At 61.5% G+C, this 22882-nt stretch carries 23 protein-coding genes; 7 read left to right on the top strand and 16 right to left on the bottom strand.

The genetic code is table 11. The features are described from left to right. Positions 1-15: 15 nt before the first annotated feature. The 4 genes from ACSW29_RS20075 to lepB form a co-directional block, all read right to left on the bottom strand. Complete coding sequence (locus ACSW29_RS20075; RefSeq protein WP_095972813.1) at positions 16-600, bottom strand: TetR/AcrR family transcriptional regulator; 585 nt, start codon at positions 598-600, stop codon at positions 16-18. Then, entirely contained in the window at positions 597-1646 is a 1050-nt protein-coding gene (locus tag ACSW29_RS20070) for a saccharopine dehydrogenase family protein (protein ID WP_230817304.1), read from the bottom strand. The genes ACSW29_RS20075 and ACSW29_RS20070 overlap by 4 nt, the downstream gene beginning before the upstream one ends. Before the next feature lie 54 nt (positions 1647-1700). Next, positions 1701-2054 carry a VOC family protein gene (locus tag ACSW29_RS20065; RefSeq protein WP_230817305.1) on the bottom strand — a complete coding sequence of 118 codons (354 nt, stop codon included), beginning with the start codon at positions 2052-2054 and terminating at the stop codon, positions 1701-1703. Positions 2055-2160: 106 nt separating this feature from the next. Continuing rightward, positions 2161-2904, bottom strand: a complete 744-nt coding sequence (gene lepB, locus ACSW29_RS20060) for a signal peptidase I (RefSeq protein ID WP_448278108.1) — start codon at positions 2902-2904, stop codon at positions 2161-2163. A gap of 430 nt (positions 2905-3334) precedes the next feature. Between lepB and ACSW29_RS20055 the strand changes: the two genes are divergently transcribed. Then, positions 3335-4816 (top strand): anion permease, encoded by a 1482-nt coding sequence (locus ACSW29_RS20055; RefSeq protein WP_448278107.1) that lies wholly within the window; start codon positions 3335-3337, stop codon positions 4814-4816. 3 nt (positions 4817-4819) lie between these two features. On the opposite strand, the gene ACSW29_RS20050 is transcribed toward ACSW29_RS20055, so the two are convergent. The 3 genes from ACSW29_RS20050 to ACSW29_RS20040 are packed head-to-tail and all read right to left on the bottom strand — an operon-like array spanning position 4820 to position 8268. Next, a complete protein-coding gene (locus ACSW29_RS20050) occupies positions 4820-5569 on the bottom strand; it encodes a succinate dehydrogenase/fumarate reductase iron-sulfur subunit (protein ID WP_448278106.1) in 750 nt (249 codons plus the stop codon). Then, positions 5566-7518 (bottom strand): fumarate reductase/succinate dehydrogenase flavoprotein subunit, encoded by a 1953-nt coding sequence (locus tag ACSW29_RS20045; protein WP_448278105.1) that lies wholly within the window; start codon positions 7516-7518, stop codon positions 5566-5568. The genes ACSW29_RS20050 and ACSW29_RS20045 overlap by 4 nt, the downstream gene beginning before the upstream one ends. After that, positions 7519-8268, bottom strand: a complete 750-nt coding sequence (locus ACSW29_RS20040; RefSeq protein WP_317826036.1) for a succinate dehydrogenase cytochrome b subunit — start codon at positions 8266-8268, stop codon at positions 7519-7521. It lies immediately after the preceding gene. A gap of 156 nt (positions 8269-8424) precedes the next feature. On the opposite strand from ACSW29_RS20040, the gene ACSW29_RS20035 reads away from it, so the two are divergent. Beyond that, a complete protein-coding gene (locus ACSW29_RS20035) occupies positions 8425-8985 on the top strand; it encodes a hypothetical protein (RefSeq protein ID WP_448278104.1) in 561 nt (186 codons plus the stop codon). Between the two features lie 114 nt (positions 8986-9099). On the opposite strand, the gene ACSW29_RS20030 is transcribed toward ACSW29_RS20035, so the two are convergent. Both ACSW29_RS20030 and ACSW29_RS20025 read right to left on the bottom strand, forming a co-directional pair. After that, positions 9100-10476 carry a spinster family MFS transporter gene (locus ACSW29_RS20030; RefSeq protein WP_317826034.1) on the bottom strand — a complete coding sequence of 459 codons (1377 nt, stop codon included), beginning with the start codon at positions 10474-10476 and terminating at the stop codon, positions 9100-9102. A 51-nt stretch (positions 10477-10527) separates the two neighbouring features. After that, positions 10528-11403 (bottom strand): SGNH/GDSL hydrolase family protein, encoded by an 876-nt coding sequence (locus tag ACSW29_RS20025; RefSeq protein ID WP_317826033.1) that lies wholly within the window; start codon positions 11401-11403, stop codon positions 10528-10530. Between the two features lie 136 nt (positions 11404-11539). Here ACSW29_RS20025 and ACSW29_RS20020 point away from each other — a divergent pair, with 136 nt between their 5' ends. The 3 genes from ACSW29_RS20020 to ACSW29_RS20010 all read left to right on the top strand — a co-directional run bounded on the left by ACSW29_RS20020 (position 11540) and on the right by ACSW29_RS20010 (position 13925). After that, the gene (locus ACSW29_RS20020) at positions 11540-12823 is read left to right on the top strand and encodes a PucR family transcriptional regulator (RefSeq protein ID WP_317826032.1); all 1284 of its coding nucleotides are present in this window, start codon (positions 11540-11542) and stop codon (positions 12821-12823) included. A gap of 150 nt (positions 12824-12973) precedes the next feature. Then, positions 12974-13120 (top strand): hypothetical protein, encoded by a 147-nt coding sequence (locus ACSW29_RS20015; protein WP_448278103.1) that lies wholly within the window; start codon positions 12974-12976, stop codon positions 13118-13120. Between the two features lie 76 nt (positions 13121-13196). Continuing rightward, a complete protein-coding gene (locus tag ACSW29_RS20010) occupies positions 13197-13925 on the top strand; it encodes a YdcF family protein (protein WP_019745734.1) in 729 nt (242 codons plus the stop codon). A gap of 74 nt (positions 13926-13999) precedes the next feature. On the opposite strand, the gene ACSW29_RS20005 is transcribed toward ACSW29_RS20010, so the two are convergent. From ACSW29_RS20005 to ACSW29_RS19990, 4 genes are all read right to left on the bottom strand, one after another. Beyond that, on the bottom strand, positions 14000-15664 hold the full coding sequence (locus tag ACSW29_RS20005) for a DHA2 family efflux MFS transporter permease subunit (protein ID WP_411742518.1): 1665 nt from the start codon (positions 15662-15664) through the stop codon (positions 14000-14002). Between the two features lie 48 nt (positions 15665-15712). Next, positions 15713-16171: a MarR family winged helix-turn-helix transcriptional regulator gene (locus ACSW29_RS20000; RefSeq protein ID WP_448278102.1), complete on the bottom strand. Its 459-nt coding sequence runs from the start codon at positions 16169-16171 to the stop codon at positions 15713-15715. A 71-nt stretch (positions 16172-16242) separates the two neighbouring features. Further along, on the bottom strand, positions 16243-16674 hold the full coding sequence (locus ACSW29_RS19995; RefSeq protein WP_019745731.1) for a MarR family winged helix-turn-helix transcriptional regulator: 432 nt from the start codon (positions 16672-16674) through the stop codon (positions 16243-16245). Positions 16675-16818: 144 nt separating this feature from the next. Further along, positions 16819-17487: a DsbA family protein gene (locus tag ACSW29_RS19990; RefSeq protein WP_317826029.1), complete on the bottom strand. Its 669-nt coding sequence runs from the start codon at positions 17485-17487 to the stop codon at positions 16819-16821. A gap of 139 nt (positions 17488-17626) precedes the next feature. Here ACSW29_RS19990 and ACSW29_RS19985 point away from each other — a divergent pair, with 139 nt between their 5' ends. Then, on the top strand, positions 17627-18454 hold the full coding sequence (locus ACSW29_RS19985) for a helix-turn-helix domain-containing protein (protein ID WP_448278101.1): 828 nt from the start codon (positions 17627-17629) through the stop codon (positions 18452-18454). Here ACSW29_RS19985 and ACSW29_RS19980 read toward each other — a convergent pair. Beyond that, positions 18441-19436, bottom strand: a complete 996-nt coding sequence (locus ACSW29_RS19980; RefSeq protein WP_317826027.1) for an ABC transporter substrate-binding protein — start codon at positions 19434-19436, stop codon at positions 18441-18443. The two genes, ACSW29_RS19985 and ACSW29_RS19980, sit on opposite strands and share 14 nt — an antisense overlap. 6 nt (positions 19437-19442) lie before the next feature. Next, positions 19443-20837, bottom strand: a complete 1395-nt coding sequence (locus tag ACSW29_RS19975) for an MFS transporter (RefSeq protein WP_448278100.1) — start codon at positions 20835-20837, stop codon at positions 19443-19445. Between the two features lie 119 nt (positions 20838-20956). Between ACSW29_RS19975 and ACSW29_RS19970 the strand changes: the two genes are divergently transcribed. Continuing rightward, on the top strand, positions 20957-21619 hold the full coding sequence (locus tag ACSW29_RS19970) for a TetR/AcrR family transcriptional regulator (RefSeq protein ID WP_448278099.1): 663 nt from the start codon (positions 20957-20959) through the stop codon (positions 21617-21619). A 6-nt stretch (positions 21620-21625) separates the two neighbouring features. Here ACSW29_RS19970 and ACSW29_RS19965 read toward each other — a convergent pair whose 3' ends face one another. After that, on the bottom strand, positions 21626-22846 hold the full coding sequence (locus ACSW29_RS19965) for an SfnB family sulfur acquisition oxidoreductase (RefSeq protein ID WP_317826024.1): 1221 nt from the start codon (positions 22844-22846) through the stop codon (positions 21626-21628). Positions 22847-22882: the final 36 nt, after the last annotated feature.

The following is a 22882-nucleotide window of genomic DNA, read 5'->3' as shown; positions in this document are numbered from 1 at the left end:
TACGATACGTCCGAGTCAGGACCCGTGAATCAGGTACTGGAGCGTGTTCACCAGCTTTCGGTCCGAAGCCTCGGACTTTCGGCCGGTAATTCCCGAGCGGAGAACGGCGGAACCTTCGAGCAGGCTCACGATGGTCTGGGCCGTTGCGCTGAGGTCCACCGCATCCAGATCCGGTTGTGCACACGCAACAGCGCGCTCCACGTGTGCGATGTACTGCGCGTAGAAGTCTCGAACCACCACAGCCACTTCCTCGTCTGCCGCAGCAATCGCCCACACTTCGACGTACAAGCGCACTGTTGCCTCGTCGTCCTGTTCTCCGAGCAGGACTGCGATGAAGTGTTCGGATTCCTCGCGGGACAAACTCTGATCCGTATCGGTGACGACGGCAAGGCGATCCAGTGAACGGGTCAATGCACGTGACATCACTGCGCGGATCAGATCCGCACGGGTGGGGTAGTAATGCTGCAGGTGCCCCACCCGCACTCCGGCCGCGGCCGCGAAATCGCGCATTGCCGAGTTGGCATTGCCCTGCGTGGTGAGGACCTGTTCTGCTGCGTCGAGAAGTGCTGCCGCCCGGGCGGCACCCTTGGAGGGGGTCATGCCCGCAATACTGCCACCCCGAAGTTCTCCAACTCGGAGACGGTGCTGCGCGGGTTCGGAAGCGACTCGGGGAAAGCAACTCCCGGCCGAGTATCGCCGTCCAAGGCGCGTCTGACCGCGAGCGCGCCGCCCACCGCGGTGAGGTGAGCCTGGCCCTGCGGGTCGACGATCGTTGCGCTTGTCGTGCCGCGCGGGCCGGTGACATCGATGCGTACTTGCGCGCTCCCGCCCTTGCCGGGCGAGTACAGGAGTCCGCGTCGTAGCGGCGTGAAGCGATCGCCGCGACCCCAACGGAACAGACCCACCTTCTTTGCGGCAAGCAGGGCGGTAGTGGACGCATTTGAACTGAAACCGATTCGAGTACTGGCAGTTTCGGCACCCAGGGTCATGGGAAACGTGAATTGTTCCGGAGTGTCGATTCTTCCGACCTTGGTGCGCGATCCGGGGAAGTCGACCCAGCGTGTATCCGTCAACGGGCTGACGGTGATCGGGTTTCCTTGCTGCATCACCTCGAAATCCTGGCCGAGACGATCGATGAAGTCGACGGAGTCGAGCCCGGCAATGTCGTTGACGTCGTAGCGAATCGAGACGTCGATCGTGTTCGCGCCGCCCAGTTCCTCGGCCAGCGCTGCGGCGACGATGTTGGTGACTCCGCCCATCCATCCGGACGAGAGGTATACCGGTGCGCTCGGCGACATCTGACCCGCCAGAGTGGCGGCGCGAGCGACGCGGGATGTCCAGCGAGTGATATCCACGTAGGGGATTCCGGCCTCGACAGCCGCGGACAACACGCGGTCATGGGGATCGTTGACCGTCGACACGACTGCGCGTACCGACGCGTCGAAGGGGGTCGGGTCGATGAGGTCCCAACGACGAACGGAAGCGCCGTGACGGCTGGCCAGTTCGTTGCCTCGCTCGGGGGTGCGTCCGGTGAGGAGTAGCGGGAAGTCAGGGGCGAGCAAGGTGGTCAGGGCGCTGCCCACGGTTCCGTATCCGCCTGCTACGAGGATCGGGCCGTCGGCTGAATACTGCAATGAATCGGTCATGCACTCAACTCTAGGTCAAATGACCTAAAACGTCGAATGGGGTCTTCCCGGTGATCAGTCCCGGTGTCGCACGATGTTGACGACGTTGCCGTCGGGTGCCCGGACGAGGAATCGGCGAACACCCCACTCTTCGGTCGTGATGGGGTGTACGATTTCGTAGCCGAGCCTTCGGGCCTCTTCGTAGGCGCCGTCGACGTCGTCCGTGTGGACGGAGATGGCCGAGTCCTCGGCGGCAGTGGCGTCGTGCGTGACGAGCTGTACGTTCGCGCCGGTGTCGGGAGAGGTGTAGCGAGCAACCCACCCCATGTTGAACTCTTCGGTGCTCAGGCCGAGATAGTCGGAGTAGAAACCCTTGGCGGTTCCGACATCGGCGACTTTGAGATTGGCGGTGATGCGTCGTGCACGCATGTGGTTCTCCTAGCCTCGGCAACAGGTGCGCTCGATGATCGTCCGAAAGCGGAGTGATGTCGACTGTGCCGTACGAAGATTCGGGCTACCGGGCTGATTCGAACTGTTACTGCGGATCGAACGAGCTCACAGTTCCCCACCGCGAGAAGGGAAGGACGATCAATTGAACCTTGCCGATGACATTGTCGATCGGCACCGTTCCGCTGCGTTCGTCATCGAGATGGAATCGTGAATCCTTCGAATGGGCGCGGTTGTCGCCCATCACCCACAGATTCCCGTCGGGAACGGTGACCGGACCGAAATATCGTCCCTGACAAGGAATACCGTTACCCGAGATGCGATCGTCGATGTACGGCTCCGTCAGCGGCTTGCCGTTCACTCTGAGCCCCTCTTCCTCGGACAGGCACTGTACGGTTTGGCCTCCAACCGCGACTACCCGCTTCACGAGGTCGTTTTCGTCCGGCGGGACCAAGCCGACGATAGACCCGAGCCCCTGAAACGCGCGAACCACCGAATTGTCGGATCGAATCGATTGATACTCGTCGTTCCAGGATTCGGGTCCCTTGAACACGACCACATCCCCAGGTTGCGGATTTCCGAATCGATAGCTGATCCTGTCGACGAGGATCTTGTCTCCCGTGCAGCCGGTGCATCCGTGAAGCGTCGGTTCCATGGACTCCGACGGGATCAGAAATATGCGTCCGACGAAGTTCTGAATGACAACACTGAGCACAAGTGCGACGACAACGAGGATCAGGATCTCACGCCACAGTGGGCGTTTTCTCCGGCGGTCAGCCACAGTCGATTCAGTCGATTCAGCCGAGTCTTCGTGGGCGTCGGATTCCGTCACACTCCCGACAATAGATGGCGCCACCAGTCGCCGGCCCGATACGAACCTTCTCGATTCGTGCGTCTACCTGCCGGCCGTCATGCTTCAGAATCTGATCACATCACACGCGAAGGTCCGGTCGGGGTCGGCAATCCACGCAGCCCTGACCCAAACATCCTGCCAACGAATCCCTTTCGCAGAGGCAAGTTGATCAACTCTCCGAGATTCAAGCGTGCGGCACGCCGGCGTCTCTGGTGATCGATTGGCGCAATCGTTGGAGAGAGATGGGCATTCTCCCACTGAAGCGTCCATCGGAGGCAGCGCCTCGTAAGGACAACTGTCGTACTTCCGGGCAATTTCTCTTGAACTTGGATTGACCGCACGAAAACCTGATGTTTGGGGGACAATCATCAGGGGCGATCACCTGGGGCGACAAGTCGAGGAGATGCAGATGTCCGAGGCCAAATCCGAAAGCACTGAGTCTCTTTCTGAGACGACACAGCCGACGGAGCCGTCGAAACAATCGGTGCTCAGGCGGTACTACCCGGCTGCTGTGCCCGTCGTCCTCGGCTTGATCATCTATTTCATGCCTGTTCCGGACGGTGTGGATCCCAAGGGCATGCACATGCTCGGAATCTTCGTAGGCACCATCGTGGCCTTGATTTTGCAACCCCTGCCGACGGGTTCTGTGGCGCTGGTGGGCCTGTCGATCGCCATGATCACCCAGACCGAGACGCCGACAGAAGCATTGTCCGGCTTCAGTAACACCACGATCTGGCTGATCGTCGCATCGTTCTTCATCGCCGAAGGCTTTCTGGTCACTGGACTCGGCAAACGGGTTGCACTCATGTTCGTGACAAAACTCGGTAAGTCGAGCCTCGGATTGTCGTACGGAATGGCGTTGACGGACTTGATACTTGCTCCGGCGACGCCGTCGAACACCGCCCGTGCGGGTGGCGTCGTCTATCCGATCATCGTCTCGCTGAGCAAGTTGGAGGACTCCAATCCCGAGCCCGAGGCCTCTCGCAAGAAACTCGGAGCATATCTGCTGCTCACGTCGCTGCAAGTCAACGTCGTGACCTCGGCGATGTTCATCACCGCCATGGCGGGTAATCCCGTCGCCGTCGATGCGGCTGCCAAGATCGGCATCGACATCTCCTGGGGCAAATGGGCGCTCGCAGCCTCGGTTCCGGGAATTGCGAGCCTCATCGCAATTCCGTGGGTGATGTCGAAGATCTTCCCGCCCACGATGTTGAAGACACCGAAGGCGCCCGAGCAAGCCAGGGAGGAACTCCGCAAGGCCGGCCCGATCAGTCGCAACGAGAAGATCATGGCCGCCACCTTCGTTCTGCTGCTGGTGCTCTGGTGCCTGGGCTCGCAGCTCAACGTCAATGCCACCACAACAGCATTCGTCGGAATCGGCATCCTGTTGGTGACCAAGGTGCTGACGTGGAATAACCTGGTCCACGACACCGGGGCTTGGCAGACGCTCGTGTTCTTTGCCGTTCTGGTCGGTATGGCAAGCCATCTCGAAGAACTCGGCGTGATCTCGTGGATCGGAACCCAGGTCTCCTCGAGCGTCGACGGTTTGCCGTGGATCTGGGCTTTCGCGATCCTGACCTTGGTCTACTTCTACGCGCACTATCTGTTTGCATCGAACACTGCGCAGATCGTCGCGATGTACGCGGTGTTTCTCGGCGCGGCGGTGGCAACCGGTGCACCGCCGCTGTTCTCGGCCCTGGTGTTCGGCTTCATCGGCAGCCTGTTCGGCGGTATCTCGCACTACGCTTCCGGTCCGGCCGGAGTGATCTACGGTTCCGGATACATCAAGACCTCGGAGTGGTTCCGGATCGGTTTCGTGATGAGCGTCGTGATCATCCTGATCTGGACGATCATCGGCGGTGCCTGGATGAAGCTGATCGGCGCCTGGTGAGGCTCAGTTGTCCTTGCGCCGCAATCCGAATCGCATCGATTCCTTGTTGACAGCGGCAATCGCGGTCAGCGGTATCTCCGCGGGACATACTTCCGCACATTCACCGTAGGTCGAGCACGGCCCGAAATCGGCCTCCATCTGGTGCGACATTGCTCGGGCCCGCTTGCCACGCTCGTTGCGGCCCTGCGTGACGAGAGACAGGTGGGTCAGTTTGGACCCGGTGAAGAGGTGCGCGGCACCGTTCGGGCAGGCTGCCACGCAAGCGCCGCAGCCGATGCACGCGGCGAAGTCCAGTGCAGCTTCGGCACTTTGATGCGAGAGCGGCTGACTGTCTGCGTCCGGCGCGGCTCCTGCATTGACCGAAACGTATCCACCGGCTTCGAGCACCCGGTCGAGCGCCGAACGATCGACGACGAGGTCTCGGACCACGGGAAAGGCTGCGGAGCGGAACGGCTCCAGTTTGATTCGGTCACCGTCGGAGAAGCTTCGTAGGTGCTGACGGCATGTGGGAGTGTTCGCAACCGGCCCATGGGGAATGTCGTCGACCGTGATGCCGCAGGACCCGCAGATCCCCTCTCGGCAGTCGGAATCGAAGGCGATAGGTTCGTTGCCACTCTCCACGAGTTGGTCGTTGAGTCGATCGAGGAGCTCCAGTAGCGACATCTCCACTGTCGCGTCGTCCACCTGGTAGGTGTCGAATGTACCGGGCGATTCGGGTCCGGACTGGCGCCATACGTCCACGGTGATTTTCATACGTAGTTCCTCGTCTGCAGTGGAACAGCGGTGAAGGACAACGGCTCGTCGTGTCGAATATGTCTGCCGTCCTTGGCGGTTTCCCACGCGGAGACGAAGCACCAGTCCTGATCGTTTCGTTGCGCTTCGCCGTCGGGAGTTTGATGTTCGGCACGAAAGTGCGCTCCACAGGACTCGTCACGATCGAGAGCATCGACGCACATCAGTTCGGCAAGCTCGAGGAAATCGGCCACCCTGCCGGCCCTTTCCAGCTCCTGGTTGAACTGGTTTCCGCTGCCGGCAACTCGTAGGTTCGACCAGAAATCGCCTCGCAATGCTCGGATTTCGGAGATGGCCTTGGTCAAGCCCTCGGCCGCTCGGGTGACACCGCAACCCGCATAGAGGATCTCGCCCAGTTGTCGATGAAACCTGTCGGGACCGTGTGTCCCGCCGACCGAGAGCAGCAGGTCCACCCGACCACTCACGTCACTGAGCGTCGACGTCACAGCGGGATCGGACAGTTCGAGTGGAGTGGATCCGAGTAGCGGCGCAAGATAATTCGGAATCGCGTACGGGAGGGTGAACCAGCCGTCGACGCAGGCCGAGAGCAGCGAATTGGCGCCGAGGCGGTTGGCTCCGTGATATCCCCAGCCCGCCTCGCCTCCGACGAACAAGCCTGGGATGGAGGTCATCTGGTCGTAGTCGTTCCACAGTCCGCCCATGGTGAAGTGGGCTCCGGGGGCGATGCGCATCGGCACCGTGTACGGGTCTTCGCTGGTGGCATCGCGATACATCGAGAACAGATTTCCGTACCGCTCCTCGATGGTCTTACGGCCGAGCCGTGCCAATGCGTCGCGGAAATCCAGGTAAACACTGTTTTTCAGAGGGCCGACGCCGTGACCGGAGTCGATTTGCTCGCGGGCGGCCCGTGACGAGACGTCGCGGGGAGAGAGGTTCCCGAACGCCGGATACTTACGCTCGAGGTAGTAGTCGCGTTCATTTTCGGGAATGTCGCCGGGCTCACGATCGTCTCCTGGCCTGGCCGGTACCCAGATCCGACCGTCATTGCGCAGGGATTCGCTCATCAGAATGGTTTTCGACTGCCACTCGGAGTTGACGGGAAGTGCCGTCGGATGGAATTGGATGAACGAGGGTGAAGCCATCAGGGCGCCGCGTCGGTGCGCTCGCCATGCGGCGGTGGCGTTGGAGTTCTTCGCAAGTGTGGACTTATGGAACACGGTGCCGTAACCGCCGGATGCCAGTACGACGGCATGGCCTGTGGTGGCGCCGATCTCACCGGTCACGAGATCGCGTGTGACTATCCCTTGTGCTCGGCCGTCTGAAACGATGAGATCGAGCATCTCGGTTCGGGTGTGAAGGTTGACCGTTCCGGCTGCGATCTGACGTTGCAGTGCCTGCGACGACGCTATCTGCAACTGCTGGCCTGTCTGCCCGCGCGTGTAGTAGGTGCGCGACACCTGTACGCCGCCGAACGATCGAGTGGCGAGAGTGCCGCCGTACTCGCGAGCAAACGGTGCCCCGATGGCATTCATGTGATCGATGACGCGTACGGATTCTTCGGCGAGACGGAAACAGTCGGCCTCACGGCCCCGGAAATCACCGCCCTTCACGGTGTCCTTCACGAAGCGGGCAAGGCTGTCGTTGTCCACCTTTCGAGAGCGAGCGGCGTTGATGCCTCCTTGTGCGGCGACGCTGTGTGCACGGCGGGGTGCATCGTGGAATGTGAAGGACTCGACGTGATAACCCAGTTCGCCGAGGGAGGCGGCGCAGGCCGCGCCGGCGAGGCCGGTACCGACGACGATGACCGTGAACTTGCGCCGGTTGAGTGGGCTGACGAGCTTGTAGTCGAGTTTTCGGGTGGGCCAGGCGGTCTGCGGATCGCCGGCCGGGACCTTACCGTCCACCGGCGCCCCGATGATGCGCAGATCTTCGAGTTCGAAGCTGTTCACTTATGACGCTCCTGTCTTCGAGATGACGCCGGTCATCACTGCGATGGGGATCGACATGTTTCCGACCATCACGACGAGCGCAAAGATTCCGGAGAGTGCAACGGCAATCTGTCGCAGCCGTTGACCGGTCACACCGAGATCGTTGACCGCACTCCAGAGTCCGTGCGCGAGGTGCATTGCCAGTAGAGCCATCGCGACGATGTAGAACGCCGCCACGAGTGGACGCTCGAAGCTGGCGACCAGATTGTCGTATGCGTAACTCTGTGTGCGCGTGGCCGCTTCGTACTCGCTGCTGCCGATGGGTCGGGTTCCGGTCGTGAGATCGAGTATGTGGAAGATGATGAATAGCAGCAGCACTGCTCCGGTGACGGGCATCGTGCGCGCTGTAAAGGACTTGATTCCCAAGCCTTTACGTCGAAATTTTCCTCGCGCTCGGCGTCCGCGGGCGGTGAGCAGCCAGGCGCACCAGACGTGTGCGACCAATGACGCGAGCAAGACGATGCGAAGAATCCACAGAAGTCCCTCGTAGGGCAGGAAGGGTTCGAACACCGTTCGTAGCCAGTGTGCGTAGTCGTCGAAGTGATCGGCACCGGTGTAGACCTTCAGGTTTCCGATCATGTGGACGAGAACGAAAGCGGCGAAGATCAGTCCTGTCACGGCCATCAGAATCTTGCACGTGATGTTGGACGGCCGCGGTCGAGCTTGGAGTGAATCGCCGGTAGCTCGCGATACACGGGTCGGTGCACTCACAGACAAACCTCCCACGCCAGACTTGCCGGACAGGTGCCGTCAGCCTAAGCCCGATCGAGGTTTTCGGCCAACGGATCGGTGCCCGACTTGTCTGTTAATGCAGGTGAATGGGAATGCAGGGGTGCTCATTACCCGAAAGTGAGGAACCCGTGAACGATGTTTGACTCGACGTGGCGACGGTGGTCATGGCGCGCCGGAACGGCATCGGCCCTGGCAGTGGCCTTGTTTGCGGTGGGGTCGCCGGCTGGTGCGCAGGAGATTGTCGACCTGGCCGGCGTGTCCAACCCGTTGGTCGTGAAGGCACTTCAGGGCGCCGACATCTCGACCGAATTGACTCCCCTCGGGCTCTCGTCAGACGATCCGTGGTTCGACGAGCCTGCAATCGAGCCCGGCACCGCCCCAGGCACTCTTCTCAAGGCGCGTCCGGTGAGCGTTCAGGTCTACCAGGTCCGCCCGGACGTCGTTTCGGCTCACCAGCTCATGTACACGGCCACTGATCACTTCGGTCGGCAGGTGATCAGCACCGGGATTCTGATAATCCCCGAGGACGGCACTGCACCAGGTGAACGCAAGATCATCGGGTACGCCGAGGCGAACGACAGCCTGGGCGCGAACTGCGCGCCCAGTCATCAGTGGACCGGTGGCAACCGGAGCGACCCCGCGTTGTTCTCGGCGCTCGGCCCGGTGGCCCAGATGTTCGGTCACGGCAGAGAATGATCGCTCGCTTGCCGGACATGTTGCGGTCCATGCTGTCGACTCTGGCGATTACGGTCAACTGAACTCGGCGGTGGCGGGGCCTCGGGGTCCCGCCACCGCCCGTGAACTCGTCGGTCAGGCTTGGCTCAGCTCCGCTTGCATGCGCGCTGAGTCCTTGCCGACAGTGCGGGTAGCCAGGTAGATGAATGCCGCGGTGAGTGCCAACATGATCGGCACGAGATACATGGCCGAGTTCAGCCCGTCGCCGGCGTACTGAGCCAACTTCCCTGTACCGGCATCGGCAAGCGCGCGTTTGGCAAACCAGTCCGAGATCGCACCCACGGCAACCGGTCCCGAGAATCCGCCGAGAAGGTACATGGCAGCGAAGAACAACGCCGTCGCAGTGCCGCGGAGCCTGGGAACCACGACGTCGTGAATGGCAGGGTAGACGCTGATGTAGAAGCCGTAGGCCAACAACCAGCCGGCTGAGAACAAGAGAGTGAACATCACGACGTTATTGCCGTGCTGCAACAGCGCCAGTGCCGTGAAAGGTGCTGCCAATGCCGAGGTTCCGACACCGATCATCAACCGTGCGCGCGGCGAGCGTGCGCTGGCCTTGTCGGCGTACTTGGCGCCGAGAACCAATCCGATCAGACCGGTGATACCGACGATGATGCCGGTGACCGATGCCGCAGCAGTCAGTTTCAGGTGGTACTGGCGCATGAGCAGCGGAACGACAAACGAATTCACTGCGTAGGCGGCGAAGTTGAACGTCAGCCCGGCAAGGATGAGCCAACGAAGCGTGGGAATTGCGAGCAGGCGACGGATCGGACGGGTGATCGGTGCCTGTGAAACAGCGGCTGCGCGGGCCTCCGGACTTTCGGAACCACCACGAACCGGATCTGCCATGCGGTAGAGCACGACTGCCAGCAGGACACCGGGAATCGCCGCGAGGAAGAACGGTGCACGCCAGCTGTCGAATGCCTCGGCGATCTTGCCGACGGTGAAGTAGGCGAGCATGAGGCCAATTGGCAAACCGAGCATGAAGACACCAAGTGCGCGTGAGCGTCGCTCCGCCGGATAGATATCACCGATCATCGAGTTGGCTGCGGGTGTGAAGGTCGCTTCGCCCACACCGACGCCTAGACGCGCGAGGATGAACAGCACATAGCTGCCGGCGGCACCGGTTGCTGCCGTCAGTCCGCTCCACACCAGGAGTCCGATCCCGATGATCTTGGGACGGTTCTTCGTGTCGGCCAACCGGCCCAGCGGCAGTCCGGCGATCGCGTACACGAGGGTGAAGGCAGAGGTGATCAATCCCAATTGCAAGTCGCTGAGCGAGAACTCGTTCTTGATCGGCTCGGCGACGACCGAGGGGATCGCCCGATCGAAGAAGTTGAGCATGTTTGCGAGAAACAGTGCGACGAGTGTGCCGCCGAGAAGTTTGTCACGGGTTCCGACAGGGGCGCCGTCGACTGACGGCAGCGGCGGAGCGTCTCGTTGAATTGACATGGTTGTTCCACCCTTTTCGCGAGTGCTGAATGAATTGTGCTGGGGAGGGGCTCAGGACAGCGCGTCGGCGACGGCGTTGCCGATGGCCTGCATTCCGACTGCGGTGGGATGCAGTGGAACCGCCGGCTGGGTCGGGACGATTCCGGTGTAGAACGCGGTTGACGGATCCGTGCAGATGTCATGTCCGGCAGTGGCTTCGGTGATATCGATGTACTCGACGTCGTGACGGGCAGCGGTCGCTGCCATGACAGTGTTGCCGTAGTCGATCACACTCTGGAGATAGTCGGCGTCGCGCGGCCAGAACGGCTGGGTGCCGGGGCATCCGCCGGTGGCGATGTATGTCCCGTACCCGATCACGACGATGCGCGCCGATGGTGCACGGTCGCGAACCGATTCGATCATGGAACTCCAACCTGCGGAGGCATTTTCGATCATTTGTCGCTGTCGATCTACGCCACCCGCGGTGAACTTGTCACGGCAGGAGGTTCCGGTGGGTTCGGGAAGTGGATTGACACAGCTCAGAACTGTCGGGAACAACGAGATGTCGTTGGCGCCGATGGTGATGGTGACGAGGTCGGTGTCAGGACCCAATGCTGTTGCCTGCGGCGGTACTTGACCGGAGAACGTCGATTGTGCGGTGTCCGTGACGTTGGCGGATCGCGCCGACGAGCAGGTCACGTCCGTGAGTTGAGCGCCGAGTCTTTGCGCCACTACGGAAGGGTAGTTGTCGAGTGATCGTAGGCAGCCTGGGGACGACGAGTCCTGTGCGTTTACCAGCGGGCCGGCCGCCGCGGAATCGCCGAGCGCGACGTACTGGACAGCACTGTCAGACGTCTCGGCGCTCGATACGCCGGTCCCGATGGCGGCGATCGAACCGGCAGTGACGACGCCTGCCAGAAGGGCTGCGCTGCGCGTCTTCCACGTCACTCGAGGCTCCTATTGGTCGAAAGTGAGACTTCCAGTTACGCCACCGATTGTGAATTCGAGAGTGGCGTGGGTTACATAGTGATAGGAAAAAGGCAGGTCGACCTTGTGGTGGCAATTCAATTCTGTGGAGGGTTTTGTGTCTGGAAACAAAGATTTGCCGTTCGAGCCGATAGCGGTTGGTGGCAGATCTCTGGCCGATCGCTTGGCGCAACGCACCCATCCGCTGGTCATGGCGACGGTCGACCTGGTTCACCGCGACGTCACCTTCTACCGGTTGCTCCCAGACGAGGCGTTGCGTAACGACGTCACCACTATCGTGAGGCGAAACCTGGAACTGTTCATCTCGATGCTCCGGACGGGCGCAGATCTGGCGCCCGAGTTGCTCGCCGACATCAGCGAATCGGCTCGTCAACGGGCGCAGGAATTGGTTCCGCTCGGCGAGGTGCTGCGCGCATATCACCTGGCAGCAGGGTTGTGGTGGGAGACGATCAGCGAATGGGCAGTTCCGGAAGACGGTGTCGCACTTGCCCGCACCGGACGACTCTTGAATGCATACACCGCGGCCTCCACGTCCGCGGTTCTTGCCGGCTACGGTTCCGACCACGCCACCCAGACGGACGAGGATTCGGCGCGAAGGTCGCTGTTCGTAGCGCTTTCGACGGGTGTCGATGTGGATCGAGTCTCCGACGAGGTGGGGATCAGGTTGGCGCGCCTGTACTGGGTGGTGGCGCTGCACGTCGAGCGGAACGACGACGAGTCCTCGACCGAGGTGGACACTGCCGTCGCGGAGCGGAGAAAGGTGCGCCACCTGCAACGCGAGCTGGATCAGGTGGGGCGGGACAAAGCCCTCGGAGTGCTCGGGAGCAGTGGAGGAGCCGTGCTGATCCCTATTGTGGAATCGGAACCAGCAGGGGGAAACTGGGCGTCGAGCCCGCAGTACCTGACGCTGTGTCGACGGTTGGGGGACCTCGAGAAGGTGATCGGTGCATCCACAGTGGCCGCCGTACATCTCGCCGCACCGGTCGCAGTTCCTGCAGCCGTGACTCAGGCGCGCGAGGTGCTGGACGTCGCCCGAAAGTACGGACGTACCAGTGGCGTAGTCCGTCTCGAAGATCTTGCAGTCGAGTACCAATTGACGCGGCCCAGCGCTGCCCTACCGATACTGGCAGATGTGTTGTTGCCGTTGGAGTCCGATAGTGCGGTACTCGAGACGCTCGAATCTTTCATCGACTCCGGATTCGATCGAGCCGCCACCGCCCGGCAGCTACATGTACATCCGAACACAGTGGTGTACCGCCTACGAAAGGCAAGTTCTCTTACAGGACTTGATCTTTCGTCTCCGAAGGATCTCGTGCAAGTCGCCATGGCGCTGGGAGCGCGTCGCGCAATCGGAATGGAGGCGGACTCTTCCCGAATGTGATGCGTCTGCGGTTCTCGGTGAACGAGCCGGAGGGCTGGCGATCCGGCCGGGGCACATGGCCAGGCGCTGTATGCGGGGCCACCCATACACGGTTCGAGTGGTCCGCTCGTCGACGACCCGGCAGAGCTTGTCGGTTTCGCGAACCCTGAATTGATCTTCGACACCCTGGTCGGGATGGGGCGGGCGGGAACACCTGGATGCAACATCGTGATCTGTAACGACGAGTTGTTGCCGTTCAGCGTTGTCAACCTTCTCGGTGACGCTGCTGCTCAGATAGGTAATGCGGCGGGCGCGTAGATTCGAGATGCTGGTAGATGACGGTTTCGAACCCGAATTGTTGCCCAATATTTATGTTTAGTCTGTGTGACGGTCAGTGAACAGTAAATTTGAGTCAAATGATGCAACCGTGGCGAAATGTTCGCTACCGTGTGCTGGACAACCGACAATCTGGGGGTTCGGCTACATGGCAAATGTTCGCAGGTCTGTGACGAAGGGATTGATCGCTGCTTCGGTGATCGCCGCAGCTGGCGTGGGCCTTTCGCCGGCGACAGCGAGCGCCGACATCACACCGACCACGGTCGTCAACGGTATCTTGTCGACTGTCGGCGGCTGCCAGACGCCGGTGCGGTCTCTCATCCTTGCGTGCACGGGTGCTGAGACGCTGACGCGCCAGTCGCCCGTGCTGCTCGACCTCAACCCGGTGGGTACCAACATCGTCGTCTTGGGCGCCGGCCTCTTCGACGACGGCACGATGCGTCCGATGCTGGTCGACCGACTTCAGGCGGCGCTGCAGCTGGCTCGTCAGTACCCGCAGTCTCCGATCATCACGAGCGGTGGGGCCCCGAAGGCCGGAGTGACGGAAGCCAGGGCGATGCGCGAGTGGCTCGTCGCCAACGGCGTCGACCCGGGCCGGATCACCGAAGAAGGAACGTCGTGGTCCACGGTGGAGAACGCGCTCAACTCTGCGCGGATTCTCGCCGATCGAGGAGCAACGGGCGTGGTTGTGGTCTCGAGCGCCAATCACGTGGAACGCGCGATGGTGGACTTCCGGGTTGCAGTTCTCGGCCGGATCCCGGTCGCAGGCGTGATCGCTGCGACCTGACGCACCCAGCTGCCCATACAGTTCCGCGTACCGCCGGAATCACCCGGACGGTACGCGGAACTGTTTCTGGGTTGCTACTTTCGTCGTTGCAACTCGTCGTCACCTTCGGTCAGAAGCGCAAGTTCGGCATCGACGGTGTCGGAATCGATCTCACCGGGAACGGCGATCTTCGCCAGGAGTTGCTCGTCACCACTTTCCGTCCGAAGCGCCTTCTCCCTGATGAAGGCGATCGCGATCAGACTCAACAGAGCCAGGATTCCGGCGATGAGGAAGACCCGTGCGGTGGCATCGCCGTACGCAGCGCGGACCACATCCTGGATCGCTTCGGGTAGTTCGTTGAGGTTCGACAGCCCTGCGCCGGACTCTCCGGAGGCACTCAGATCGACCCCGATTGCGCTGAGGCCCTTGGTCGTCAGATCTGCAACGTGAGTGGAGAGCACTGCGCCGAGGACGGACACGCCTGCCGCGCCGCCGAGTGAGCGGAAGAACGAGACCGTCGAACTTGCGGTGCCGAGATCGCTAGGCGCGACGGTGTTCTGAACTGCGAGAACAAGATTCTGCATCACCATGCCCATCCCGGCGCCGAGCACGAAGAGGAACAGTCCGACCCAGAACATCGGCGTCGCGTGATCGATGGTCGAGAGGAGGAAGAAGCCTGCCGACATTGCGACGGCACCGGCGATCAGGAAGCCCTTCCAGCGCCCGAACTTCGTGATCATTGCCCCGGACAGGCCGGCGGAGAGCATGGAACCGATCACCATGGGCAGTGTCAGAAGACCTGCGGCAGTGGGAGAGTAGCCGCGGGCAATCTGGAAGTACTGACCCAAGAACACTGCTCCGCCGAACATTGCGACGCCGACGGCGATGCTTGCCAGCGTCGCCAGCGTGGTAGTCCGATCTCGGAAGAGGCGGAGCGGAATGATGGGTTCCTTGACCTTGCTTTCCACCCACAGTGCTGCGGCGAGCAGCACCACGCCGAGTCCGACGAGGAAGAACGACATCGCAGAAGCCCACTCGAAGTTCTTACCTGCCAAAGTGACCCAGATCAAAAGAGTGCTGACACCGGCGGCAATGAGGGTTGCACCGACGTAGTCGATGCTGACGTCCTTCTTGACGATCGGGAGGTTCAACGTACGCTGCACGACGATCAATGCGATGACTGCCAGCGGCACGCCGACGAAGAACGTCCAGCGCCAGCCGAGCCAACTAGTGTCCACGATCAGGCCGCCGATCAGTGGGCCGGCGACTGTCGCGACGGACATGACGGCTGCGATCGGTCCCTGGTATCGGCCACGCTCACGCGGGCTGAACATCGCCGCGATCACGATGATCACGAGGGCTTGCAAGCCGCCGAGGCCCAGTCCCTGAACAGCGCGGAAACCGATCAGCATGCCGACCGATTGCGACATGCCCGCAAGGATCGAGCCGATCGTGAACAGCGTGATGGACAGCTGGACCAATAGCTTCTTACTCACCAGATCCGAGAACTTGCCCCAAATGGGAGTTGTTGCGGTGGAAGCCAACAGCGTTGCCGTCACGACCCAGGTGTACTGATCCTGGGTGCCGTGTAGTTCGGTGATGATGGTGGGGAGTGCATTCGAGACGATCGTCGATGACAGGAATGCGACGAACATGCCGAGTAGGAGCCCGACAAGTGCCTCGATCTTCTGCTTGTGGGTCATCGGCGCATCGGTCGATGACTGAGATGGTGGAACGTCGGTAGACGTGAAAGAACTCATGAATGTCCTTGCATCGGAGAATGATTCGATCTGATCGTGCAGCGTCGGTCAGTGCGCCGCGTGGGACTCTGGGCAGGTCGAGCGTCGTAGTCGATCGAGTGCACATGCGACGTCGACGGCGTCCTCTTCGGTCCATCCGTCGAGATGGTCGATGAGTCGCTGCGCCTGGGCGCGGCGATGGAAGACCAGGGTCCGGACGCCGAGTGGAGTCAAGGACAGGAGCGTTGCCCGTCCGTCATCCGGGTCCGGTCGCCGCTGAATGTATCCACAAGATTCGGCGTGTGTGATCTGTCTGCTCAGTGTCGAGACTGTCACTCTCAACTTTTCCGCCAGATCCGTCGATCTCGTGGAATCTGCGGCCGACAACTGCGAGAGGAGGGCGCCCAGTGGGTCCGGCAACATGTCGGGGGACAGTTGGCGTGAGCCGGTCGACGAAACCTCGCGGTGGCGCCGGACGAGGGCGCGAAGGTTGTCGAGGATTGCCTCGGCACTGTCGTGAGTGATCACGGCCACCTCCTCGAATAGTTGATATTTGCAACTATAGATCAAGTTGGTTGCACTGCACAACTACTTTGTTGTCAGTCCTCGGAACTGCCCAGTCGGTGCAGCAAGGCCGTCAGCGTAGTGATGTCGTCAGTTTCCCATTTTGCGAGTCGGGCGCGCCAACGATCGATCTGATGATTGCGGATCGTCGTGAGCTTCGTCCGAGCCTCAGGGGTCAGGGTCACCAGCTTCGCGCGAGCGTCGTCGGGGTCGGGGATCCGTTCCACCAGGCCGAGCCGAGCTGCGGCATCAATTTGCCTGGTCAGGGTGGACTTCTCGATATCGAGCGTGGAGATCAAGTCAGACATCCGCACGGCATCGGAACGGTTCAGGATGACAAGAACCGGGTAGAGCGCCGGATCGAGTTTGGGATGAATTGCACGCGCATAGGTGCGCGCCTGGGCGCGTCCTCGTTGCCACATGTCGGCAAGTTCCATCTCCAGGCCCGTGATCGGATCTGAAACCACTGTCGTTCCCCTTTGGTGCGATTCGTTCGGTGTTCATCAAACCAGAAGGGGGGCCGGAGTGATTTGGGTGAAGTCACGCTGAGCGAAAGGTACGTTCGGCGTACTGAAGGCGCTGAACGTACCTTTCGCTCGGAAGGCGGGGGCTCAAGCCACCGCATACGCCCGCACGCACGTGTTCAGGTCGCGGGTGAGATCAGCCGCTGTACTGGTCGGAGAACCGAATTTCACGACGGACCCGTCGCTCCCGTGGAACAACAGCGTCGGAAACGAAGTAGCACCGAGTCTGCGTGCACGGGCGAAATCCGCGCGGGCGGCGTCCTTCGAAGCGGCGGTGAACAGGGAAGACACTGCGGCAGATGGGTCGAGTCCGAGCGATTTCGCCACGGCTCGGTAGGTCTCGGGATCGGAGAGACTGCGGCCGTCTCGGTAGAACGCGATCTGCATGGCCTCCGCGATGTCGAGTGCGCGTGTCGGATCTTGCTCGCGCAGCGCGGCGAGTCCGATCGCTGCATCCGTCGAATCCATGACGAACCGCCCGTCAGTCACCAGTTGTGAATATCCGTCACCGAAGACAGCGCCCGTCTGGGCTGCGATGGTGGCGTTGGCTGATTTCAGGTACGGAGCCGAAGACATGGGTGCGACGCGCTCACCGGTGAACAGCCCGCCGCTGACCACGGACAAGTCGATGGAATCGGCATTTTGACGGACGAGTTCCGTCAACGCCGGGCCGAAGCCGAAACACCACCCGCAATAGGCGTCGAAGACGTAGGTGAGTTGCGTTTTGCCTGCTGTTTTCGAGCCTGTTGGTTGCATTGTTGGTTCCTATCCGAGCGCGAACTGATTGATACTCTGACGGTATGTCGCATTCGGGTATTCGGTCACGGTGAAGATGAGTCCCGAACTAGTGAAAAACAGACAAGTACCCGTCCGGGACGTCGGGTACGCGTCTTCGGTGGCTGACGCGACCGAGATCGAAGTACTCAGCCTGGACACCATTCGCATCAACGGGGGTAGTGCAGAGTTCGTCGGACCCCAACGCCCGCAGTTTCACTTACTCGCACTGGTGACCGAGGGTTCGGCACTACACACCATCGACTTCGTCAACTACGCGGTGAGCCCGGGGACCGTGTTCTGGGTCAGACCGGGGCAGGTGCAACAGTGGGGGCGAATCCAGGATTTCGAGGCGATGGTCGTTCTGTTCACACCCTCGTCGCTCGATGCCGTCAGCCAGCAGTTGTTGGACGGGAACGCTCACAGTCGGCAGGCAGCGTGGCAGTTGTCCGGCGAGAACCTCGAGACCATCAGCACAGGTATGAAACACCTGAACCTGAACTACGGCTGCCCGGATACTTCCGCGCCCGTCGTTCGCGCGGCCATTCTGCGGCACACGCTGACGGCAATTCTGTTGAAACTGACCCACCTCGGTAGACAGGAACAGAGTTCCGTGCTGGCACACAATGACGTGTTCGAAAGGTTTCATGCCGTTGTCGAACGTGACTTCGCCACGGTCCGTTCGGTTTCGGAGTACGCCAACAAGATCGGGTACTCCGAGAAGACTGTATTGCGAGCTACCCGAGCTGCTGCCGGAATGACGGCAAAGCAGTACATCGATCAGCGTGTGGTGCTCGAAGCGAAACGTCTGCTGTCTTTCGGCACGGACACGGTCACCCAGGTGGCGTCGAAGCTGGGGTTCGACGATTCTGCGAACTTCACAAAGTTCTTCGCCACCCGGGTGGGTGTTTCTCCGCTGACCTTCCGTCAGGACGTCAGAGCGCGCTGAACGCCGCCCATCGCGCGTCGGCGCTGTCGAGGGTTCCGATGCTGTTCTGCCCCTTGCCATGTGCGATGCCGTCCAGATCCTGGATGATCCAGTAGATGGCAAAAGGGTGGCTGCCGAACCAGAGATCACCGCTGACGTCCAATGCGTGCGCCGGATCGGGTGTCAGGTTGTCGAACAGTGGAGTGTTTCGCACGATAGATGCGTCGTACTGCTGCCCGGAAAGTACGGCGACGGTCTGCGCCGCATGCTCGGGTAGGAGTTCAGGTGAGACGGGCGAAATCGTGCCGGTGTCTTGATTGTTGGTCGCGTTGACTTCCGATACCGGCCTGGTGAATCCGGCCTCGGTGACGAGTGTGGAGATGGGAGTGGTCGGTGGCACGGTGAACAGGTTTCCGCTGTAGCCGAGAAGGATCGCAAGGCTCTGGCCGGCAGACGCGGACTTGACGTCTTCGAGGCTGGATTCCAGCTTTCCGATCATGGCGGTTGCTTCGCTGCCTCGATCGAGCTGTGCCCCAGCTTGTTCGAGCACGTCACGCCACGGCGCCGAGTACGGGAGGACCAAGGTTGGCGCCACGGAATTGATCTGTGCGAACAGGCTCGGTAGTGGACCGGCATTGCTCATCAGGATCTCATCGGGTTCGACGGACGCGATCTCTTCGACGGCGGGGTTGGCGAAGAAAGTCGGCTTGTCGAGAACTTCGACGCCCTGCTCGCGCAGAATCGTTTTGGCGACGTCCGATCGCAGGGTGCTGTAGACGACGGTGGGCTTCACGCCGAGTGCGAGTGCACTCAGCCCCGCGTACTCGTCGAGCGCGAGAATGCGCTGCGGTGAGGCCGGAACTTCGACGGTGCCGAGTTCGTGTGTGACGGAGCGAGTTGCAGAAGCGGTTTCGGACTCGGCGGAGCTGCTGCACGCGCTTGCGCCGGCAACGGTGAGGAGAAGCGCCGAGACGATGCCGAATGCGGTTCGGGTGGTGAACATCTGAGGTCAACGATCCATTCGTGGGAAGAAGAAGGACAGGAGGGTGCCGGCCAGCAGTAGGCCAGAGCAGACGAAGAGGGCTTGGGAGTATCCGGAAACCAGTGCTTCGGTCGGTGCGCTGTCCGAGTGCGCCGTCGAGGAAGCGGCGACGCTCACGAGAACGGCTAGTCCGAGTGAACCGCCGATCTGACGCGATGTGCTCAGTAGCCCTGATGCCATGCCGACTTCTTCTGGGGGAGCGTCGGCGGTGGCGATGTTACTGAGCGGCATGAACGACAGACCGATGCCGATGCTCACCAGAAGCGAAGGCACCAGGATGACGGCCCAGAAGGAACTGTCTAGGTTCATCGTCGAAAAGATGAAAGTTCCGATTGCGGCGACTGCTGTTCCGATTACGAGCAGCGGCCGAACTCCGTAGCGCGGAAGGAGTTTGGTGGACGCGAGGATGCCGATTACCAGGCCGAAACAGAAGGGCAGGAATGCCAGGCCGGTGGTGGTCGGTGAATAGCGCAGTCCACGTTGCAGGAAGAGCGAGACGAAGAAGAACGCGCTGAACTGTGCCGCACATACCAGGCACATGATGGCGTTGGCCAGTCCGATTCGGGGTCGAAGCAGAGTGGACAGTCGTACCAGTGGTGTGGCGCAGCGGCTTTCGATCACAACGAAGGCGGTCAGCAGGGCGATCGTGAGCGCGAATCCACCCAGCACGTAACCCGAAGTCCAGGAATGTGATTCAGTGGTAATCACTGTGCCGACAAGGGCGGTGATTCCGGCCGTCGCCAAAATGGCGCCGGGGAGATCGAGGGAGCCGCCGCTAGCGGCTTGGCCGGCCGGCAGGCCACGGGCACCGGCAACTGCGGCGATCAGGGACACCGGTGCGCCGGCGAACATCACCCATCGCCAACTGAGCCCTTCGGTCAAAATGCCGCTCAGGACGACACCGAGTGCGCCGCCCAGTGCTGATGACATTGCGCCGATGCCGAACGCCTTGGCCCTGGCGCGTCCGGTGGGAAAGGCCTGACTGAGGGCGGCGAGCCCGGCCGGCGCGATCAGTGCAGCGCCGACGCCTTGAAGCGCCCGAGCTCCGACAAGCATTTCGGCGGACACGGAGAAGGTGCCGACGATGCTGACGAGGGCGAACAGCAGAAGCCCGGAAACCAGAACTCGACGAGTGCCCATCACGTCGCACAGACGACCGCCGAGAAGCAGCAGTCCGCCGAAGGCGAGGGCGTACGCGTTGACGACCCAGGACAACCCGGCGTCGGAAAAGTTCAGCGATTCCTGGATGTCGGGCAGTGCGACGTTGATGACCGACATGTCGAAGGCCACCAGGAACTGCGCTGCCGCGGCGGCGGTGAGGACCAGAGCCGGCGCGGCTACCGCTCGAGTTGTTGTTGTCATTGCAGGTGCCTAATTTGTATACGCGTTCTCATAAGTAGTTAGGTTTACCTTGCTTGCTGCTGAGATGCAAGGGGTTCCCCGGGTGAGAGCGTCGTAGCGGGAACGCGCAGAATCGACGGATGGCCGAAAAGATGGAACCGAGATCACCGCGGCTCGGACGTCCCCCGACGATCACGTCGGAGCAGATAGTCGACGAGGCGAAACGGCAACTTCAGACCGGCGGCGCCGACGCGTTGAGCATGCGAGCGTTGGCGAAGTCGCTCGGCACCACGCCGATGGCCCTGTACCGGCACGTGGGCGACAAGGAACAGCTGATCAGCGCGGTGCTCGATGTGTATTCACAAGATCTCGGCGCGCTGGTTCTGCCGCAGGATCAGGTCGATCGGCTTCGCACGATCTTCACCGCGATCTTCGAAAAGCTGGCATCGGAGCGCTGGATCATCGAGTTGCTTCAGCGCGGTGGCCGTGGTGGGAGCGGTGCCGTGGTTTTGGTTGACCGGGCCATGGCCGCGTGTGTCGAACTCGGTATGTCGCCGCGTCGCGCTCTGCTGGTCTATCGAGCGCTGTGGAACTACACACTCGGCGCACTGCTCAACATCTACGACACCACGACGCGGCCGGAAGGCAGTGTGTCGCCTCTTGCGGTCAAGATCCGAGAAATCGGCCCCGAGAAACTGCCGGTACTCAGTGAGGTGCTCGAGGACTGGCCGGGAGGGACGACGACTGAGAGTTACTTGGAAGGACTGGAAGTCTTGATCAGCGGATACATGAATTCCGGCTGAGAGTGTTTACAGCAGCCCGTGCCGCGGTGGGATTGTCCCGGACAGTGTCCAGCGGCCGATGTGTTGGACCTTCCACCTCGTCGGATCGTGCAGGGTGTGCGTGCGCGCGTCACGCCAGAACCGCGAGAGGTTCGCCGATTCGCCTGCGCTTCTGGTGCCACCGATCTCGAACAGCGTGCTCGTAGCCGCCAACGACGCCCTGGCGCCGACAACCTTGGCAGTTGCGGCGTCGATGGATGCTAGGGCAGTGGAGTTCTCGGTGGGATCACGACGCGCCACGTCGATCGATCGCGCTGCTTCCGCCAAGAGGGATCGGGCAGCGCGAACCTCGATGGCCGCTTCACCGGCGAGTTGCACGAGCAGTGGATCCTCTACCGCCGTATCGACTTTCGCCTCGAAGAACGGACGCGCTTTTGCAGCGAGTTCGACGGATTCACGCAGTGCAGCCGACGCGATGCCGGTGTCGATCGCGGCGTGCAGGATCTGGGCCTGTGCCCCGTAGGTGGTCGGGTGAGTGAAGAGCGACGTGAAGGGTACGACGTTGAACCGCGGCACCGAAACGGATTCCAGGGTCACGGTTCCGCTTGCAGTTGTCTTCTGCCCCATACCGTCCCAGTCGTCGACGATCGACAGTCCGGGAGTATTCCGGGGTAGGTAGACCGCGGATTTCACTTGTGCGCCGGTCTCTGTGAGCTGATCCGTATTGGCGGCACGCACTACTATCCAATCGGCGAAGAGCGCTCCCGTGCAATAGAATTTGCGACCTTCGAGCACAAAGTCTTCCCCGTCTGGGGTGAGTGTGGTGCCGTCGATGTCGATGGTCTTGTTGCCGCGCTCGCTCTGGGCGTTGGCGAACTGCTTGCCCGACAATGCCTCGGCGTAGAAGAACTGCTTCTGCTCCTTGGACCCTTGGTGCCGGAGCGCTTCCAGGAACGTGAAGTGGCTGTGCGGAATCTGCGCGATGCTGGGATCGCCCTCGGCGAGTAGACGGAAGACCTCGGCCAACGTCTCGGTGCTCGCGTCGATGCCACCGAACTCCTTCGGCACCGAGAGTCCGAGCAGACCGGACCGCGCCAGGGTGCGAACCTCGTCGTGGGGAAGGAGGCGCTGCGCATCGCGGACGCCGGCACCTGCTGCGAACTCGTCGGACAGCTGTGACGCTACCGAGAGCGCCTCGTCTTCACTGGTGATGCGGTGCGCGATCCCCTGAATGTCCACAGCAGTCATGCTGCCACCGTTTCACAGTCGCAGCACCCACCCAAC

The organism is Rhodococcus sp. GB-02 (assembly GCF_053470465.1).
This window is presented reverse-complemented; position numbering and strand designations above follow the sequence as displayed.

Bases quoted from the DNA above. Each gene is read 5' to 3' on its own strand.
- ACSW29_RS19980 (WP_317826027.1), bottom strand. From the start codon at position 19,436: ATGTTCACCACCCGAACCGCATTCGGCATCGTCTCGGCGCTTCTCCTC.
- ACSW29_RS20030 (WP_317826034.1), bottom strand. From the start codon at position 10,476: ATGTCAATTCAACGAGACGCTCCGCCGCTGCCGTCAGTCGACGGCGCC.
- ACSW29_RS20070 (WP_230817304.1), bottom strand. From the start codon at position 1,646: ATGACCGATTCATTGCAGTATTCAGCCGACGGCCCGATCCTCGTAGCA.
- ACSW29_RS19970 (WP_448278099.1), top strand. From the start codon at position 20,957: ATGGCCGAAAAGATGGAACCGAGATCACCGCGGCTCGGACGTCCCCCG.
- ACSW29_RS19975 (WP_448278100.1), bottom strand. From the start codon at position 20,837: ATGACAACAACAACTCGAGCGGTAGCCGCGCCGGCTCTGGTCCTCACC.
- ACSW29_RS20065 (WP_230817305.1), bottom strand. From the start codon at position 2,054: ATGCGTGCACGACGCATCACCGCCAATCTCAAAGTCGCCGATGTCGGA.
- ACSW29_RS20050 (WP_448278106.1), bottom strand. From the start codon at position 5,569: ATGAAAATCACCGTGGACGTATGGCGCCAGTCCGGACCCGAATCGCCC.
- ACSW29_RS20055 (WP_448278107.1), top strand. From the start codon at position 3,335: ATGTCCGAGGCCAAATCCGAAAGCACTGAGTCTCTTTCTGAGACGACA.
- ACSW29_RS19990 (WP_317826029.1), bottom strand. From the start codon at position 17,487: ATGCAACCAACAGGCTCGAAAACAGCAGGCAAAACGCAACTCACCTAC.
- ACSW29_RS20075 (WP_095972813.1), bottom strand. From the start codon at position 600: ATGACCCCCTCCAAGGGTGCCGCCCGGGCGGCAGCACTTCTCGACGCA.
- ACSW29_RS19965 (WP_317826024.1), bottom strand. From the start codon at position 22,846: ATGACTGCTGTGGACATTCAGGGGATCGCGCACCGCATCACCAGTGAA.
- ACSW29_RS20035 (WP_448278104.1), top strand. From the start codon at position 8,425: ATGTTTGACTCGACGTGGCGACGGTGGTCATGGCGCGCCGGAACGGCA.
- ACSW29_RS20005 (WP_411742518.1), bottom strand. From the start codon at position 15,664: ATGAGTTCTTTCACGTCTACCGACGTTCCACCATCTCAGTCATCGACC.